Annotated in this window: 15 protein-coding genes; 6 read left to right on the forward strand and 9 right to left on the reverse strand. The window is 74.1% G+C overall.

Going from position 1 to position 16,599, the window contains the following annotated elements; all coding sequences use genetic code 11:
* The first annotated feature begins 157 nt into the window (after positions 1 to 157).
* The 5 genes from FE251_RS10855 to FE251_RS10875 are packed head-to-tail and all read left to right on the forward strand — an operon-like array spanning position 158 to position 8,076.
* Positions 158 to 1,645, forward strand: a complete 1,488-nt coding sequence (locus tag FE251_RS10855) for a cytochrome ubiquinol oxidase subunit I (protein WP_139072499.1) — start codon at positions 158 to 160, stop codon at positions 1,643 to 1,645.
* A gap of 15 nt (positions 1,646 to 1,660) precedes the next feature.
* Positions 1,661 to 2,728: a cytochrome d ubiquinol oxidase subunit II gene (cydB, locus tag FE251_RS10860; RefSeq protein WP_139948759.1), complete on the forward strand. Its 1,068-nt coding sequence runs from the start codon at positions 1,661 to 1,663 to the stop codon at positions 2,726 to 2,728.
* Positions 2,728 to 4,518, forward strand: coding sequence for a thiol reductant ABC exporter subunit CydD (gene cydD, locus FE251_RS10865; RefSeq protein WP_139948760.1), 1,791 nt, complete (start codon positions 2,728 to 2,730; stop codon positions 4,516 to 4,518). Before cydB ends, cydD begins: the two co-directional genes overlap by 1 nt.
* On the forward strand, positions 4,515 to 6,368 hold the full coding sequence (gene cydC, locus FE251_RS10870) for a thiol reductant ABC exporter subunit CydC (protein ID WP_139948761.1): 1,854 nt from the start codon (positions 4,515 to 4,517) through the stop codon (positions 6,366 to 6,368). Before cydD ends, cydC begins: the two co-directional genes overlap by 4 nt.
* A 28-nt stretch (positions 6,369 to 6,396) precedes the next feature.
* Positions 6,397 to 8,076 carry a GAF domain-containing sensor histidine kinase gene (locus FE251_RS10875; RefSeq protein WP_139948762.1) on the forward strand — a complete coding sequence of 560 codons (1,680 nt, stop codon included), beginning with the start codon at positions 6,397 to 6,399 and terminating at the stop codon, positions 8,074 to 8,076.
* Positions 8,077 to 8,175: 99 nt separating this feature from the next.
* On the opposite strand, the gene FE251_RS10880 is transcribed toward FE251_RS10875, so the two are convergent.
* A complete protein-coding gene (locus FE251_RS10880) occupies positions 8,176 to 8,790 on the reverse strand; it encodes a response regulator (RefSeq protein WP_139072567.1) in 615 nt (204 codons plus the stop codon).
* A 142-nt stretch (positions 8,791 to 8,932) separates the two neighbouring features.
* Here FE251_RS10880 and FE251_RS10885 point away from each other — a divergent pair, with 142 nt between their 5' ends.
* Complete coding sequence (locus tag FE251_RS10885) at positions 8,933 to 10,327, forward strand: aldehyde dehydrogenase family protein (protein WP_179954754.1); 1,395 nt, start codon at positions 8,933 to 8,935, stop codon at positions 10,325 to 10,327.
* Between the two features lie 15 nt (positions 10,328 to 10,342).
* On the opposite strand, the gene FE251_RS10890 is transcribed toward FE251_RS10885, so the two are convergent.
* The 8 genes from FE251_RS10890 to FE251_RS10920 form a co-directional block, all read right to left on the reverse strand.
* Positions 10,343 to 11,515, reverse strand: coding sequence for an Fpg/Nei family DNA glycosylase (locus tag FE251_RS10890; protein ID WP_139948763.1), 1,173 nt, complete (start codon positions 11,513 to 11,515; stop codon positions 10,343 to 10,345).
* 7 nt (positions 11,516 to 11,522) lie between these two features.
* Complete coding sequence (gene rnc / locus FE251_RS10895; RefSeq protein WP_139948764.1) at positions 11,523 to 12,257, reverse strand: ribonuclease III; 735 nt, start codon at positions 12,255 to 12,257, stop codon at positions 11,523 to 11,525.
* Between the two features lie 2 nt (positions 12,258 to 12,259).
* Positions 12,260 to 12,850 (reverse strand): YceD family protein, encoded by a 591-nt coding sequence (locus FE251_RS10900; RefSeq protein WP_139072560.1) that lies wholly within the window; start codon positions 12,848 to 12,850, stop codon positions 12,260 to 12,262.
* Between the two features lie 109 nt (positions 12,851 to 12,959).
* Complete coding sequence (locus FE251_RS10905; protein WP_139948765.1) at positions 12,960 to 13,469, reverse strand: hypothetical protein; 510 nt, start codon at positions 13,467 to 13,469, stop codon at positions 12,960 to 12,962.
* Entirely contained in the window at positions 13,466 to 13,954 is a 489-nt protein-coding gene (gene coaD, locus FE251_RS10910; protein ID WP_139072558.1) for a pantetheine-phosphate adenylyltransferase, read from the reverse strand. Before coaD ends, FE251_RS10905 begins: the two co-directional genes overlap by 4 nt.
* Before the next feature lie 52 nt (positions 13,955 to 14,006).
* The gene (gene rsmD, locus FE251_RS10915) at positions 14,007 to 14,555 is read right to left on the reverse strand and encodes a 16S rRNA (guanine(966)-N(2))-methyltransferase RsmD (RefSeq protein ID WP_139072557.1); all 549 of its coding nucleotides are present in this window, start codon (positions 14,553 to 14,555) and stop codon (positions 14,007 to 14,009) included.
* Positions 14,552 to 14,698, reverse strand: a complete 147-nt coding sequence (locus tag FE251_RS15545; protein WP_168202710.1) for a hypothetical protein — start codon at positions 14,696 to 14,698, stop codon at positions 14,552 to 14,554. The genes rsmD and FE251_RS15545 overlap by 4 nt, the downstream gene beginning before the upstream one ends.
* Positions 14,695 to 16,233, reverse strand: a complete 1,539-nt coding sequence (locus FE251_RS10920) for a DUF6297 family protein (RefSeq protein WP_139948766.1) — start codon at positions 16,231 to 16,233, stop codon at positions 14,695 to 14,697. The genes FE251_RS15545 and FE251_RS10920 overlap by 4 nt, the downstream gene beginning before the upstream one ends.
* Positions 16,234 to 16,599: the final 366 nt, after the last annotated feature.

Genomic DNA, 16,599 nt, shown 5'->3' on the forward strand with positions numbered 1-16,599 from the left:
ACCGGCCAGTCGTAGTATCGCACAGCGCCTGATCAGCGGCGCGAGCGACACTCTGGCGCGCGGTCGGGACCTAGGTCCCACTCCTGATTTCTCCCCATTCCTAACGTGGACAGGGGTGCCTTCGGAAGGGCACGTGTTCACGACGGAGGAGATGGCAGTGGAAGCGCTCGACCTCGCCCGCTGGCAGTTCGGTATCACGACCGTCTACCACTTCATCCTCGTCCCCTTGACGATCGGCCTCTCCACGCTCGTCGCGATCATGCACACCGCGTGGGTGCGCACCGGCAAGGCCGAGTGGCACCGGCTGACGAAGTTCTTCGGCAAGCTCCTCCTCATCAACTTCGCCCTCGGCGTCGCCACCGGCATCGTCCAGGAGTTCCAGTTCGGCATGAACTGGTCGGAGTACTCCCGCTACGTCGGCGACATCTTCGGCGCCCCGCTCGCCATCGAGGCCCTCGCGGCGTTCTTCCTCGAGTCCACCTTCCTCGGGCTGTGGATCTTCGGTGAGGGCAAGCTGCCCAAGTGGCTGCACAACGCCTGCATCTGGGCGGTGGCCGTGGGCACGACGCTCTCCGCCTACTGGATCCTCGCCGCGAACTCGTGGATGCAGCACCCGGTCGGCGCGGTCTTCAACGAGGAGACCGGGCGGGCCGAGCTCGACGGCGTCCAGGGCTTCTTCGAGGTGATGACGAACAACACCCTCGTCGCCGCCTTCACCCACACGATCACCGCCGCCTTCCTCGTCGCCGGCACCTTCGTCGCCGGCATCTGCGGCTGGTGGATCGTGCGCACGGTGCGCGCGGGCAAGCGTGAGGAGGCCGCGTCGGTGTGGCGGCGCGGCGCCTACGTCGGCCTCGTCACCATGCTCATCGCCGGTGTCGGCGTCATCGGCACCGGCGACGTCCAGGGCAAGCTCATGTACCAGCAGCAGCCCGGCAAGATGGCCGCTGCCGAGGCGGTGTGCGAGGGGGGCGAGGGCGTCGGCTTCTCGCTGCTGTCGGTCGGCCTGCCGGGCAGCAACGACTGCGAGAACGTCGACCACGTCCTCGAGGTCCCCTTCCTCACCTCCTTCCTCGGCACCGGCAGCTTCACCGGCCCGGACTCCTACCTGCCCGGCGTCAAGGACGTCCAGGAGCAGCAGATGGAGCTCTACGGCGACCTGCCGGGCGTCACCGCGGACACCGAGTTCTACCCGAACCTCTTCGTCACCTTCTGGAGCTTCCGGCTGATGATCGGGCTCGGCGTCTTCTCGGCGGCGCTCGCCGTCGCCGGGCTCTGGCTGCTGCGCAAGGGCAAGGTCACCGACTCCACCTGGTTCTCCCGCCTGTGCCTCGTCGCGCTGCCCATGCCCTTCCTCGCCTCGAGCTTCGGGTGGATCTTCACCGAGATGGGACGTCAGCCGTGGGTGGTCCACCCCAACCCGGCCAGCCCGGTGGACCAGGTGCTCCTGCTCACCACCGACGGCGTCTCGACCGTCGTGTCCGGGGGCACGGTCCTGCTCTCCCTCACGATCTTCACCCTGCTGTACGCCGCCCTCGGGGTCGTGTGGTTCCTCCTCATGCGCCGGTACGTCCGTGAGGGCGTGACGCCGGTCGAGCCACCGACAGCCGACCAGCCCGAGCCCACCCTGTCCTTCGCGTACTGATCGAGGAGTAAGACCGTGGACCTCCCCCTGCTGTGGTTCCTGCTCATCGCCGTCCTGTGGACGGGGTACCTCGCTCTCGAGGGCTTCGACTTCGGTGTCGGCATGCTCCTGCGCCCCTTCGCCCGGGACGAGCGTGAGCGGCGCGTCATGCTCCGCACCATCGGCCCGGTGTGGGACGGCAACGAGGTGTGGCTGCTCACCGCGGGCGGCGCGACGTTCGCCGCCTTCCCCGAGTGGTACGCGACCATGTTCTCCGGCATGTACCTGCCGCTGTTCATCATCCTCATCGCCCTCATCGTGCGGATCTGTGCCCTGGAGTGGCGGGCCAAGATCAACGACCCGACGTGGCGCGACCGCTGGGACTGGGGCCTGACCTTCAGCTCGTGGATCCCCTCGATCCTCTGGGGCGTGGCCTTCGCCAACCTCGTCCAGGGCATGGAGATCGAGGTCGTCGACGGCAGCCACCAGCTCACCGGTGGGCTGCTGTCCCTCCTCACGCCGTTCACCCTGCTCGGCGGCCTGGTGACGCTCGGGCTCTTCCTCACCCACGGTGCGATCTTCACCGCGCTCAAGACCGCGGGCCCGATCCACGAGCGCGCCGTCACCCTGGCCTACCGCCTCGCGGCGCCGTCCGCGGTCGTCTCGCTCGTGTGGGTGCTGTGGGCGCAGTTCTCCTACTCGGAGAACTCCTTCTCCCTCATCCCGGCCGTCGTCGCCGCCGCGAGCCTCATCGGCGTCGTCGTCGCGACCAGGCTCGAGCGTGAGGGCTGGGCCTTCGCCCTCCACATGCTCGCCATCGTCGGCGCCGTCGCGTTCATCTTCTGCGCGATGTTCCCCAACGTCATGCGGTCCTCCCTGGACCCGGCGGCCTCGCTCACCATCGCCGACGCCGCCGCGACCCAGGCGACCCTCACCGTGATGAGCGTCGTCGCCCTGATCTTCGTGCCGATCGTCCTGGCCTACCAGGCGTGGACCTACTGGGTCTTCCGCAAGCGGGTGTGGGCCGGTGACATCGTCGGGGACGAGGGGCTGCACCCCAAGGAGGAGCGCAGCTTCGAGGCGACGGGCAGCGCGTCGGGCTGATGAAGCCCCTCGACCCCCGGCTGCTCCGCCACGCGCGCTCGGCTCGCCGGTACATCGCCCTGACGACCGTCTTCGGCATCGTCTCGGCGGGGCTCGTCATCACCCAGGCGCTCCTCATCGCCAACGCGATCGCGCCGGTGATCGACGGCGACGCCGGGTGGGCGCACGCGGTCCCTCTCGTCGGGTGGTTCGCCGTGCTCGCGGTGGTCCGGGTGCTCGTCACGGTGCTCCAGGAGTCCCTCGCCCACCGGGCGGCGGTCGACGTCGTCGCCGAGCTGCGGGCCCAGGTGCTCGACCACGCCGTCGCGCTCGGCCCGCGCGCGATGAACGAGCCGACCGAGCTCGTCACCCTCGTCACCCGCGGCCTGGACGACCTCGAGCCGTACTTCGTGCGCTACCTGCCCCAGCTGCTGCTGGCCGCGACACTCACGCCCGCCACGCTCGTCGTCATCGCCGGCCTCGACGTCGGGTCCGCGGCGATCGTCGCGTTCACCATCCCGCTCATCCCGGTGTTCATGTGGCTCATCGGGCGCCTCACGCAGAGCTTCGCGGCGGACAAGCTCGCCGCCATGCAACGCCTCGGCGCCCAGCTGCTCGACCTGCTCGCCGGGCTGACCACGCTCAAGGCACTCGGCCGCGAGCGCGGCCCCGGACTGCGCGTGCGCGCGCTGGGCGAGGCGTACAACCGCACGACGATGAGCACGCTGCGGGTCGCGTTCCTCTCCGGAGCGGTGCTCGAGTTCCTCGCCTCGATCGCCGTCGCCCTCGTCGCGGTGACGATCGGCATGCGCCTCGTCTACGGGCACGTCGACCTCACGACCGGTCTCGCGGTGCTCATGCTCGCCCCGGAGGCCTACCGCCCGATCCGCGAGGTCGGCACCCAGTTCCACAACTCCTCCGACGGCATCGCGGCCGCGGAGCAGGCCTTCGCCGTGCTCGAGCGCCCGCTGCCCGCCCACGGCTCGGTGCCCGCCCCGGCCTTCGGCGGGCTCGTCCTGGACGACGTCTCGGTCGCGGCCCCCGGCCGTGACCTCCTCGCGCCCGCCGGCCTCAGCGCGCGCGTCCTGCCCGGCCGCGTCACCGCGCTCGTCGGCCCCTCGGGCGGCGGGAAGACGACGACGGCGATGCTCGCACTGGGCCTGCTGCGCCCCGACCGCGGCCGCGTCCTCCTCCTCCCCGCCACCCCCTCCCCCGCGACAGCCGACTTCCGCACGACAGCCGACTTCCGCGCGACAGCCGACTTCCGCGCGACAGCGGAGTTCCGCGCGAACACCGACGCCGACGCCGACGCCGTCGACCTCGCCACCGTCGACCCGGCCTCCTGGCACGCCCAGGTCACCTGGGTCCCCCAGCGTCCCGTGCTCACGCCGGGGACGGTCGCCGAGGCGGTGCTCGGGCCCGACGGCGAGGTCGGCGAGCGCGAGGAGGCAGCCGCCCGCGCCACCGGGCTGGCCGAGGTCCTCGCGGGTCTCCCGCTCGGCTGGGACACCCCCATCGGCCAGGGCGGCGCCGGCCTGTCCCTCGGCCAGCGCCAGCGCCTCGCCCTCACCCGCGCCCTCCTCGACCCGGCCCCGCTCGTCGTCCTCGACGAGCCCTCGGCGCACCTGGACGCCGCGGCCGAGCAGCGCGTGCTCGACGTCGTCGCGACCCTGCGAGCGGAGGGTCGCGCCGTCCTCGTCATCGCGCACCGGCCGCGGCTCATCGACCTCGCCGACGACGTCGTCGAGGTCCACAACGCCCCGGCCGAGCCCCACACCGACGCCGACGCCCGGGTTGGTGGGCGCGCATGAGCTCCGTCGTCGCCCTCACCCCCGCCGAGCGGCGCGCGCTGCGCCGGGCGGTCGACCTGCTCGACCTCAACCGGTGGCGGTTCGTCCTCGCCGTCCTCGCCGGGACGGCCGGCCTGGGCAGCGCGGTCGCCCTGTCGGCGACCTCCGCCTGGCTCATCGCCCGCGCCTCGCAGATGCCGCCGGTGCTGGAGCTCGGCGTCGCGTCCGTCGCCGTGCGGACCTTCGGCATCTCCCGTGGCCTCATGCGCTACGTCGAGCGACTCGTCTCCCACGACGTCGCCCTGCGCGGCATGGCCACCCTGCGCGAGCGGGTCTACACCACCCTCGCCGACGCCCCCACCGACGTCGTCTCCGGCCTCCAGCGCGGTGAGATGCTCACCCGCACCGGCGCGGACGTCGACTCCGTGGGCGACATCGTCGTCCGCGGCCTGCTGCCCGCCGCGGTCGCCGCCGCCGTCGGCGTCGGGACCGTCACCCTCGTCGCGTGGCTCAACCCGGCGATCGGTGCCGTCCTCGCGGCCTGTCTGCTGATCGCCGGGCTCGTCGGCCCGCTGCTGAGCATGCGCGCGGCGCGGCTCGACGAGCTCGCCCAGGCCGAGGCGCGCAGCGACCTGTCCTCCGGTGCGATGACGATGCTCGAGGGCGCGGCCGAGCTCACCGTCTCCGGCCGTCTCCCCCGCGCCCGCGCCGCCCTCGCCGCCACCGAGCGACGCCTGGCCCGGGCCAAGGACGCCGCCGCCCGGCCCGCCGCGCTGGCCGCGGGCATCGACCACCTCGCCACCGGCATCGCCGTCCTCGCCGCGCTCGTCATCGGCATCCGGGCCACGGTCGCCGGCACGATGGAGCCGGTCGAGCTCGCCGTCGTCGTCCTCACGCCGCTCGCCGCGTTCGAGGGCACGGCGATGCTGGGCCCCGCCGCGATCCAGCTCGTCCGCTCGGCCGGCGCGGCGATGCGGGTCACCGAGCTGCTCGACCGGGCCCAGGCGCCCTCCTCCGCCCGCCCGGAGCCCGTCCTCGCCGCGGCCCGGGTCGGCGCCGCGCACGAGGAGGCCGCGTCCGAGGGGCCGCACGACACCGCCGAGCGGCCCGGCGCCCACGCGACGCACCTCGAGCCGGTGCTGCACGCCGAGGACCTCGCCGTCGGGTGGCCGCGTGCCGGGATCGTCGCGAGCGGTCTCGACCTGGACCTGCGGCCCGGCCGCAGCATCGCCGTCGTCGGCCCCAGCGGCATCGGCAAGACGACCCTCCTGCTCACGCTCGCGGGGCTCATCCCCCCGCTCGGCGGTCGGGTGCTGCTCGGGGACACGCCCGTCGGTGACCTCGACCGGGCCACCGTGAGCGACGCCGTCGTCCTCACCGCCGAGGACGCGCACGTCTTCGCCACGACCGTGCTGGAGAACCTGCGCGTGGCCCGCGGCGACGTCGACGAGGAGGAGGCACGCGAACTCCTCCACCGCGCCGGCCTCGACGGCTGGCTCGCCGGCCTGCCCGACGGCGTGGGCACCATGCTCGACCCCGAGGCGACGTCGATCTCCGGCGGCGAGCGTCGCCGTCTCCTGCTCGCCCGCGCGCTGGCCAGCCACGCCCCGCTGCTCCTCCTCGACGAGCCGGGCGAGCACCTCGACCCGGCCACCGCGGACCGGCTGGTCGGCGACCTGCTCTCCGCACGCGACTCCGGGCGAGGCGTCCTGCTCGTCACCCACCGCCTCACGCCCCTGGCCGCCGCGGACGAGGTCGTCGTGCTCGGCCCGGGTGGCGAACGGGCTACCGTGATCGCACGAGGCTCCCACGCACACCTGCTCGAGACCGTGCCCTCCTACCGCTGGGCCGTGGAGCAGGAGCTGCGCTGAGGGGCGCACGCACGAGAGAGGACCGTCCATGCCCGACCGCGAGTCGCGCTACCGGCTGCTCGGGGCCGCCATCGGCCTCACCGCGAGCCTCGACACCGACACCGTCATGCGCGGGTTCGTCGACAGCGCCGCGAGCCTCACCGGGGCCCGGTTCGCTGCCCTCGCCGTGCTCGACAGCCGCGGCGAGACGGCGAACTTCGTCTTCCACGGCATGGACGACCAGACGGCCGAGATACTCGGCCACCCGCCTCGCGGCCGCGGCGTCCTCGCCCACATCCCGAACGAGGGGCACCTGCTCATCGAGTCGATCGCCGACCACCCCGCGTTCGGCGGGTGGCCGGAGGGTCACCCGCTCATGCAGAACTTCCTCGGCGTGCCGGTGAAGATCCGCGAGCAGGTCTTCGGCCGGCTCTACCTCGCGGACAAGGAGGGCGGCTTCACCGAGGACGACATCCACGCGATGAAGCAGCTCGCCTCCGCCGCCGCCGTCGCCGTCGTCAACGCCCAGCGCTACGCCGACGCCCTCGACCGCGAGCGGTGGGTCGCCGTCAGCCAGGAGATCACCACCCAGCTCCTGTCCGGCACCGAGGAGGAGGAGGCGCTCGAGCTCATCGCCCAGAAGGTGCGTGAGGTCGCCCGCGCCGACGCCACCCTCATCGTCCTGCCCTCGATCGGCGACACGTGGATGTGCGAGATCGCCGACGGCGTCGGCGCCTCCGACCTCATCGGCCAGGTCTTCCCGCAGGAGGGCCGCGCCCGCACCGTCATCGCCAACGGCGTCGGCATGATCGTCGACTCGATGTCCCGCGCCCGCTCCCTGCGGGTGCCCGCCCTGGGCCGTTACGGCCCGGCGCTGTACGCCCCGATGATGGCCCAGGGCACCGGCCGCGGCGTGCTCATCCTCCTGCGGCTGCAGGGCGGCCAGGAGTTCACCAACGCCGACCTCGAGGTCGCCGAGGCGGTGGCCGCGCAGGCCGCCGTCGCCCTCGAGCTCGCCGCCGCCCGGCACGCGCAGGACGTCTCCGCGCTCCTCGAGGAGCGCCAGCGGATCTCCCGCGACCTCCACGACCTCGCCATCCAGCAGCTCTTCGCCACCGGCATGCAGCTCGAGTCCGCCCGCCAGGAGGCGGCGGCGCACGAGGAGACCGCGTGGATCGCCCCCACGGTCGAGTCCGCGCTCACCAGCGTGGACGAGAGCGTGCGTCAGATCCGGTCGATCGTCCACTCCCTCAAGGAGCCGGACGAGGCGGTCGGGCTGGTCGAGCGGCTGCGGCGGGAGACCTCCCTCGCCCGCACCGGCCTGAGCTTCGCGCCCTCGCTCGTCATCGCCGTCGACGGGCGCGTCGTGCGCGACGGCGACGAGGACCTCTCCCCCGGCGCCACCCCGGCCGAGCTCCTCGACTCGCGCGTGGACGACGACATCGCCGACGACGTCGTCGCCGTCGTGCGCGAGGGCCTGGCCAACGCCGCCCGTCACGCCCGCTCCTCCTCCGTCCAGGTGCGCGTCACCGTGCGTGGGGCCGGGGTCACCGGGCGGGTGTCGGTGGAGGTCGAGGACGACGGCGTGGGCGTGGACCGCAGCTCCACGCGGCGCTCGGGCCTGGACAACCTCGCGGTGCGCGCCCGGCGGCACGGTGGGACGTTCTCCCTCGCGCGCGCGGAGTCCGGCGAGGGCACCCTGCTCAGCTGGCAGGTCCCCCTCACCTGACCCGCCCCCGAACACCTGCGCCGAGAGCTGGATCGTGCACGGTGCACGATCCAGCTCTCGGCGGATGAGGGGTGGGATCCCTGGGTCAGGGATGCTGCGTCAGGCGCGCCAGCCCTTGGCGCGCTGGCCGGCGACCCAGGCCGCGACCTGCGTGCGGCGCTGCAGGCCCATCTTCGCCAGCAGGGCGGTGATGTGGTTCTTCACCGTCTTCTCCGCGACGCCGAGCTTCTCGCCGATCTCCCGGTTCGACAGGCCGTCACCGATGAGGTCGAGGACGCGGCGCTCCGAGGGCGTGAGGTCCGCCGTCGGGTCGTCGTGGTCGGCGCGACGCCGGGTGACGGTGCGCTCGTCGAGCAGGGTGCGGCCCGCGGCGACCGCCTTGATGACGTCGGCGATCTCCGCGCCGCGCACCGTCTTGAGCAGGTAGGCGCGCGCCCCGGCCTCCAGGGCCTCGGCCAGCGCGTCGTCGTCGTCGAAGGAGGTGAGGACGATGGATCGGGCCTCGGGCACCGAGTCCTTGATCGCGGAGATGATGTCGATGCCCGTGCCGTCGGGCAGCTGGAGGTCCACGAGCAGGATGTCGGGGCGCACGAGCGGCGCGCGGCGCAGCGTCTCGGCGACCGAGCCGCCCTCGGCGACGACGGTGAGCCCGTCCGCGCGGTCGACGATCTCGGCGATGCCGCGACGCACCACCTCGTGGTCGTCGATGATCATCACCCGGATGTCACGCGGGCTCGAACTGCTCTGCTCAGTGCTCACGCGTCCGACCTTAGCGTTTTCCGGCGCGTGACAGGCCCCAGGCGGGACTGTTGGCCCTGTCGCGGTGCTCACGCCGCGCTCACGTAGGCTCGGGAGGGTGACCGAGCCCCAGCCCGCCGCGATCGTCGTCGAGCGTGCGCGCTCCCTGTTCGACGCAGGGACGACCCGTCCGCTGACGTGGCGCCGCGAGCAGCTCGACCGCCTCGCCGACCTCGTCACCGCGAACACCGAGGCCATCGAGGAGGCGCTCGCCGCCGACCTCGGGAAGTCCGCCACCGAGACCTACCTGACGGAGATCGGCGTCCTCCTGGAGGAGATCCGGCACACGCGCCGTCACCTCAGCTCGTGGCTGAAGCCGCGCCGCGTCCGCCTGCCCTGGCAGTACCAGCCAGCCGGCGCGTCCCTGGTGCTCGAGCCGCTCGGGGTCGTCCTCGTCATCGCGCCCTGGAACTACCCGGTCTTCCTCCTCCTCGGACCGCTCGTCGGGGTGCTCGCGGCGGGCAACACCGCCGTCCTCAAGCCCTCCGAGCTCGTCCCCCGCACCGCCGAGCTCCTCGAACGGCTCGTGCCGCGGTACCTCGACGGCGTGGAGGTCGTCACCGGTGGTCCGGAGCGGACCACCGAGCTGCTCCGCGAGCGCTTCGACCACATCGTGTTCACCGGCAGCGGGCGCGTCGGGCGGATCGTCATGGCGGCCGCCGCCGAGCACCTCACCCCGGTGACCCTCGAGCTCGGCGGCAAGTCCCCGGCGTGGGTCGACGGCACGACCGACCTCGCCGCCGCGGCGCGGCGCATCGCGTGGGGCAAGCTCGTCAACACCGGGCAGACGTGCGTGGCGCCGGACTACCTCCTCGCCCCGCCCGACGTCGCCCGCGCACTCGAGCCGCTCCTCGCGCGCGAGATCCGCGCGATGTACGGCCCCGACCCGGCCCTCAGCCCGGACTACGGGCGCATCGTGTCCGCCCGCCACGCCGCCCGCCTCCAGCAGATGGTCGACGACTCGGTGGCGGCGGGGGCGCGCGTCGTCGTCGGCGGGCAGGCGGACCCCGAGTCGCGGTACGTCGCCCCGACCGTGCTCACCGACGTCGCGCCCGACTCCCCCGTCATGGCCGAGGAGATCTTCGGGCCGGTCCTGCCGATCGTCCCCGTCGCCGACCTCGACGCCGCGATCGCCCACGTCCGCGCCGGGGACAAGCCACTGGCGCTCTACGCGTTCACCGCGGACACCACCGTGCGGGACCGGCTGGTGCGCGAGACGTCGTCGGGCGCGGTGGGGCTGGACGTGCCGCTGGTCCACGCCGCGGTCCCCGCCCTGCCCTTCGGCGGGGTGGGACCCTCCGGGATGGGCGCGTACCACGGTGAGGCCTCGGTGAGGACGTTCAGTCACGCCAAGCCGGTGGTGCGCAAGCCACTGCGGCCCGAGACCCTCGGGATGGTCCGGCCCCCGTTCACCGCCGCCCGGCGCGCGCTGGCACGGCGGATCCTGCGCTGAGGCGGGCTCGCCGGCTCAGCCGCGCGGGGCCCGCTGGCAGCTCGGGCAGAAGGTCGAGGACCGGCCCATGAACGCCTCGCGGCGCATGAGCGCGCCGCACCGGCGGCACGGCTGCCCGGCGCGGCCGTAGGCGTCGAGCGACCGGGCGAAGTAGCCGCTGGCACCCTCGACGTCGACGTACAGGGCGTCGAAGGACGTCCCTCCCGCCGCGAGCGCCTCACGCATGACGTCCTCCGCCGCCGTGAGGACCTCGACGGCGGAGCGCTGGGTGAGCCGGTCGGTGGCCCGGCGGGGGTGCAGCCTGGCGCGCCACAGCGCCTCGTCGGCGTAGATGTTGCCGATCCCGGAGACGAGCGACTGGTCGAGCAGCGCCCGCTTGACCTCCGTGCGCCGGGCGCGCAGCCGGCGGGCCAGGGCCGCGACGTCGAGCACCGGGTCGAGCGGGTCGCGGGCGATGTGGGCGGCGGGCTCGGGCAGCGCCGGGAGCGGTGAGCCGTGGCCGCCGGGCCCGCCGTCCGTCGTCGGGACGAGGTCGGCGACGAGGACGTGGCCGAAGGTGCGCTGGTCGACGAACCACAGCTGGGCGCCGTCGTCGAGGGTGAGTTCGACGCGCAGGTGGCGGGTGGGGTCCGGCGGGACGCCGGGGGCGGCAGTGGGGGTGCGGGGATCCGCGGACGGAGCGCCGCTCTCGTGCAGAAGTCCGCTCTCGTGCGGAACTCCGCTCTCGTGCGGAAGTCCGCTCTCGCGCGGAAGTCGGCTGTCGTGCGGAAGTCCGCTCTCGTGCGGAACTCCGCTCTCGTGCGGAAGTCGGCTGTCGTGCGGAACTCCGCTGTCGCGCGGAAGTCGGCTGTCGGCGGGGGGTGGGGTGGGGCGGGGGTTGGTGAGGGTCTCGGGCGGGGGCAGGGCGAGCGCTGCGCCGTCGCGACGGACGAGGAGCTGCCCGCTCATGCCGAGGTGGACGAGCAGCGCGTCGGCCGGCTCGTCGTCCAGGAGCAGCCACAGGTACTTACCGCGCCGGACGGCGGCGCTCAGCGTGCGCCCGGTGAGGCGGCCGGGCAGGTCGGGGGCACCGCCCTCGTGCCGGCGCACCGCGCGCGGGTGGTGGACCGTGGCGGCGGTGACGCGCCGGCCCAGTACGTGACGGGCCAGCCCGTCGCGGACGGTCTCGACCTCGGGCAGCTCGGGCACGGCGGCCTCAGCCGCCGGCGGGGCCGGCCGGGTCCTCGGCGGAGAGGCGCGCGTAGGCGTTCTGCGCGGCCTCCTGCTCGGCCACCTTCTTCGACGGGCCGGTGCCCGTGCCGTAGTCCGCCTCGCCCACGAGGACGGTCGCGGTGAAGCTGCGGGCGTGGTCCGGGCCGGTGCCGACCACCTGGTAGAGCGGCGCCGGCAGCCCGCGGGCCGCGACGAGCTCCTGCAGGCTCGTCTTCCAGTCCAGGCCCGCGCCCAGCGTCGCGGCCTGGTGGAGCAGGTCGCCCACGAGGCGCTCGATCATCGCCCGGGTCGGCTCCAGGCCGTTGCACAGGTAGGCGGCGCCGATGAGGGCCTCGACGGTGTCGGAGAGGATCGAGTCCTTCTCACGCCCGCCGGTCACGAGCTCACCGCGCCCGAGGAGGATGAAGTCGCCCAGGCCGAGGTCGCGCGCCACCGACGCGAGCGCCCGCTGGCTCACCGTCGCCGCCCGCATCCGCGCGAGGTCCCCCTCGGCGGTGTCGGCGTTCTTGCGGTAGAGGTTCTCGGTGACGACGAGGCCGAGCACCGTGTCCCCGAGGAACTCCAGCCGCTCGTTCGTCGGGATGCCGCCCGCCTCGTGCGCGAAGGACCGGTGGGTGAGCGCCAGCACGAGCAGCTCACCGTCGATGTGGACACCGAGGCGCTCGAGCAGCGTCCCGACGTCGTTGCGTGCCGCCCCCGCGGCCACCTTCTTCGCCACCGTCAGCGCTCCCCGTCCGCCGCGGGACGCTCCTTCGTGCCGGCGTCGTCCTCGGACGCGAGGGCGGCAAGAGCCGCCCAGCGCGGGTCGACGTCGACGTGCTCGTGGTCGTGGGGCAGGTCGTCCAGGCGCTCGCCGCAGCCGGGGCACAGCCCGCGGCAGTTCTCGTCGCACAGCGGCTGGAAGGGCAGGGCGCTGATGACGGCGTCGCGCACGACCGGCTCGAGGTCGAGCAGCTCGCCCTCGAGCTCGAGCATGTCCTCGGCCTCCTCGTCGCCCTGCTCCAGCGCCCTCTCGCGCGCGCCGGGGTAGAAGAACAGCTCGCTGACCTCCACGGTCTGCGTGTCGGTGATCTCACGCAGGCAGCGCACGCACTCCCCGCGCAGGCGCACCTGGGCCTCGCCCGAGACGAGCACGCCGTCGAGCACCGACTCCAGCCGCAGGTCCAGCGCGATCGGGGACCCGGGCTCGACGCCCATGACCGCGGTGCCGAAGTCCTCCGGGGCGTCGATCTCGAGGGTGACCTCGCGCATCGTCCCGGGCCTGCGCGCGAGCTCGTGGGTGCTGAGCACGAAGGGTGATCGGGAATCCATGGACGGCACTCCTGGTCGGCGAGGACGGACAGACGGATGCGGCACGGCGCCGCAACCGCTTCACGCTACCTCAGGCGGGCCCCTCTTCGGCGGGGGCGCGGGCGGACCGCTAGTCGCGAGCCGGGGCGTCGGTGAGGCTGGCGAGGCGGTCGCGCCCGGCGCGCACCTGCTTGGTGATGGCGCCGAGGTCGATCTCGAACTGGGCGAGCTGCCGGTCGCAGTAGTCGTTGGCGTTCCGCGCGAGGCGGGCGGCCTCCTCCTCCGCGGCGGCGATGATCTGGGCCGAGCGCTCCTCGGCGAGCGCGACGACGCTCTGCTCGCTCACCAGCCGCTCCGCCTGCTCCTCGGCCTCGCGCAGGACGCGAGCCGCACGCTCCCGGGCCTCGGCGAGGACGCCCTCGGCACCGGCGAGGACGTCGTCGGCGGCCTGGATCTCCCCCGGCACGACCGACTTCGCCGCGGCGAGGAGGTCCATCACCTCGGCGCGGTTGACGAGCACCGAGGCCGACATCGGCATCTGCCGGGCCTCGGTGACGAGCGTGACGAGCTCGTCGAGGATGGCGAGCAGCGAGGCGCCGTCCTCCTGCGTCGCGGGCTGGGTGGTGCCGTGGGCGGTCATTGCGGTCCTCCTGGGTGGGGGAAGGCCTCGCGCAGCGCCTGCGCGACGGCGGGCGGCACGAGGTCGGTGACGTCGCCACCGTGGCGGGCGACGTCCTTGGCGAGCGAGGAGGCGATGTGGGCGAGGGCGCCGTCACCGACGAGGAACACCGTCTCGATGCCCGACAGGCGCCGGTTGAGCAGCGCCATGGGCTGCTCGGCGTCGAAGTCCGCGCCGCCGCGGACGCCCTTGACGATCGCGGTCGCGCCCACGCGCCGGCAGTAGTCGACGAGCAGGCCGTCGACGACGTCGACGCGCACGTCCAGTCCCTCGACGGCGGCGCGGGCGAGCTCGACGCGCCGCTCGAGGTCGAACAGGTAGGACTTGGCGGAGTTGTGCGCGACGGCGAGGACGACCTCGTCGAACAGGCCACGGGCCCGCCGCACGACGTCGAGGTGCCCGAGCGTCACGGGGTCGAAGGACCCGGGGCAGACCGCCAGGCTCACCGTCGTCGCCCCTCGCACGCCATCATGTGGCCACGGTAGTTCGCGGGGCCGCTCAGGTGGTGGAGGCGAACCACAGTGTCGTGTCCCCGTAGCGACGGTCGTCGCTCGCCTCGAGCCCGTCGGGCCACGTCGGCTCGGGGCTGCGCCGCGACCGCTCGACGACGACGACGGCGCCGGGCGCCAGCCAGGGGACGAGGAGCCCGAGGAGCTCGTCGAGCGTCTCCTCCTCGACGTCGTAGGGCGGGTCGATGAGGACGAGGTCGTAGGCGGTGGTCGGCGTTCCCGCGAGGTAGGAGCGCACCGTCGTCGCATGCACCTCGACCTGCCGCAGACCCAGCGTCGCCGCGTTGCGGCGGCAGGCCGCTGCCGCCGGCTTCGCCGAGTCGACGAGGGTGACCGCCACCGCGCCGCGGCTGGCGGCCTCCAGGCCCAGGGCTCCGGAGCCTGCGTACAGGTCGAGCACGCGCGCGCCGTCGACGACGCCCTGGTGCTCGAGCCGGGAGAACAGCGCCTCCCGGACACGTTCGCTGGTGGGGCGGGTGGCGCCCTGGGGGACGGTGAGCCGGCGCCCGCCGGCCGTGCCGGCCACGATCCTCGTCACGGCACCGACCCTACGTCCCCGAGCAGGCCGGTCGGCACCCCGAGGGTGACGACGGCGACGACGAGCAGGACGACGACGACCACCATGACGGCGAGGACGACCCCCACCGCCCAGACCCACCAGCGAGGCCGGCGGTTGTTCACGACTCCGCCTTCGGACGCACGGCGCGCACCGCCAGCGCGACCGCGAGCGCGGTGAGGGCAAGCTGCAGACCGAGGAGCACGGAGGTGACGCTACCCGTGAGGACCGCGACGGCGAGCGGGACGGCACCGACGAGGATGACGTCCGGGCCGGTGCTCGCGAGGGTCGCCAGGCCCTTGGGGTAGGCACCCATCGGGGTGACGATGAGAGGGCCGGAGAAGTCCGGCGGCGGGCGGTAGGCCGAGCGCACGATGCCCCCCGCCCACACCGGGGCCGCGAGCAGGCCGAGGGCGAGCCAGCCGCCGACGTCGTCGTAGAGCCGGCCGAGGACGGCGAAGACCGGCAGCGACCACAGGAGCATGACGAGGACGGGCACGACGAGGCGCCAGCCGCGGACGGCGCGCTGCCCCACGGGCAGGAGCGCGTCGATCGCGGGCACCGCCTGCGCGTCGCGGGCGCCCAGGCCGGTCGCGAGCGCCGAGATCCACGCCCCGCTGACGACGACGAGCACGATCCCCACGGCGGGCAGCTGGGGCAGCAGCGGGGCGACGAGGGCGAGCGCGGCGCCGCAGACGAGCTGCACCAGCCGACGCGGGGAGCGGAGCAGGAGGAGCGCGTCGGCGGTGGCGAGGGCCGCTCCCGGTCCGGCGAGGCGGACGAGGCGGGGCGCGAGCCGCAGCCGCGCCGAGCGACGCCGCCGTGCGCGCCGCGGCGCGATGTCCAGCGCCCGGCCGATGTCCCGGGTGTCGGTGGCGAGCGTCGCGCCGCGCAGCTCGACAGCCGCCGCTCCCCGCTCCCGCAGCTCGGTGTCGTGCAGGTGCGGCAGGCTGCGCAGCGCGCGCCACCATGCGAGCACCAGGAGCACCGCCCCCACGCCGGCCGGCCACCAGCCGGTCGGGACGAGGAGCTGCCCCGGCGGCGCGAGGACGAGGGCGAGGGCGGCGACGGGGGTGAGGGCGAGCAGGCCGTCCCCCGCGACCGAGACGGCCCGCTGGCGGCCGGCGGCCTCGACGGGCACGAGCCCGAGCGCGAGGGCGGCCCCGAGCAGGAGCCCGGCGAGGGCGGCAGCCAGGGCGGTGACCAGGGTGAGCGCGGGGTCGATCGCCAGGGCGAGGAGGAGCCCGGTGATGGCGCCGACCGCCGCGGCCGCCGTCGTCGGCCCGACGAGGGAGGGACGCAGGAGCGAGCCGCGCTCCCCGGGCAGCGGGAGCCACCAGCCGGCCTGGGCGGCGCCGAGGGAGACGGGGCCGGTGCGGCCGAGCAGCCCGATGCCGAAGCCGAGCACGGCGAGGGCCGCGAGGAGCGTGAGCCAGCCGGTGTCGAGGTCCGTGCCCGTCTGCGGGCCGGTGCGGGTGAGGCCGTGGTTGCGGGCCAACGCACCGACCATCGCGACCGTCACGGCGACGGTGAGGACGATCGTGTAGACGTCGCCGAGCAGCTCGCCCACGCTCTTCTCGGCGCGGGTGCGCACGACGAGCCGCGTCCAGCGCCGCATCGCACCACCCGAGGGGTAGCCGGCAGCACCGCTCGTCGTCATGCCACCTCCGCGCGCTCGTCCGGCGCCCGTCCGACCATGACGGGCGACGTCAGTGAGCGACCCTACCGTCGCCCACCCCACCGACACCGACACCCGACACTCCCCCGCCCCTGCCTTCCACCTCCCCGCGACCTCCCTACCTCCCCGCGACCTCCCCACCTCCCCACGACCTCCCCACCTCCCCGCGACCTCCCTACCTCCCCGCGACCTCCCTACCTCCCCGCGACAGCCGACTTCTGCGCGACAGCCGACTTCTGGGCGACTGTCGCCATGTGCGCGGAGCACCCGGATGCCGCGCGAGGACGGGCGCTTCGTCGGGAAGGAGCGGCGATGGTCATCGATGCCCCGTCGCACAGGAGCGGCCGT

Origin of the sequence: Georgenia wutianyii, from assembly GCF_006349365.1 — a bacterium.
Taxonomy (GTDB): domain Bacteria; phylum Actinomycetota; class Actinomycetes; order Actinomycetales; family Actinomycetaceae; genus Oceanitalea; species Oceanitalea wutianyii.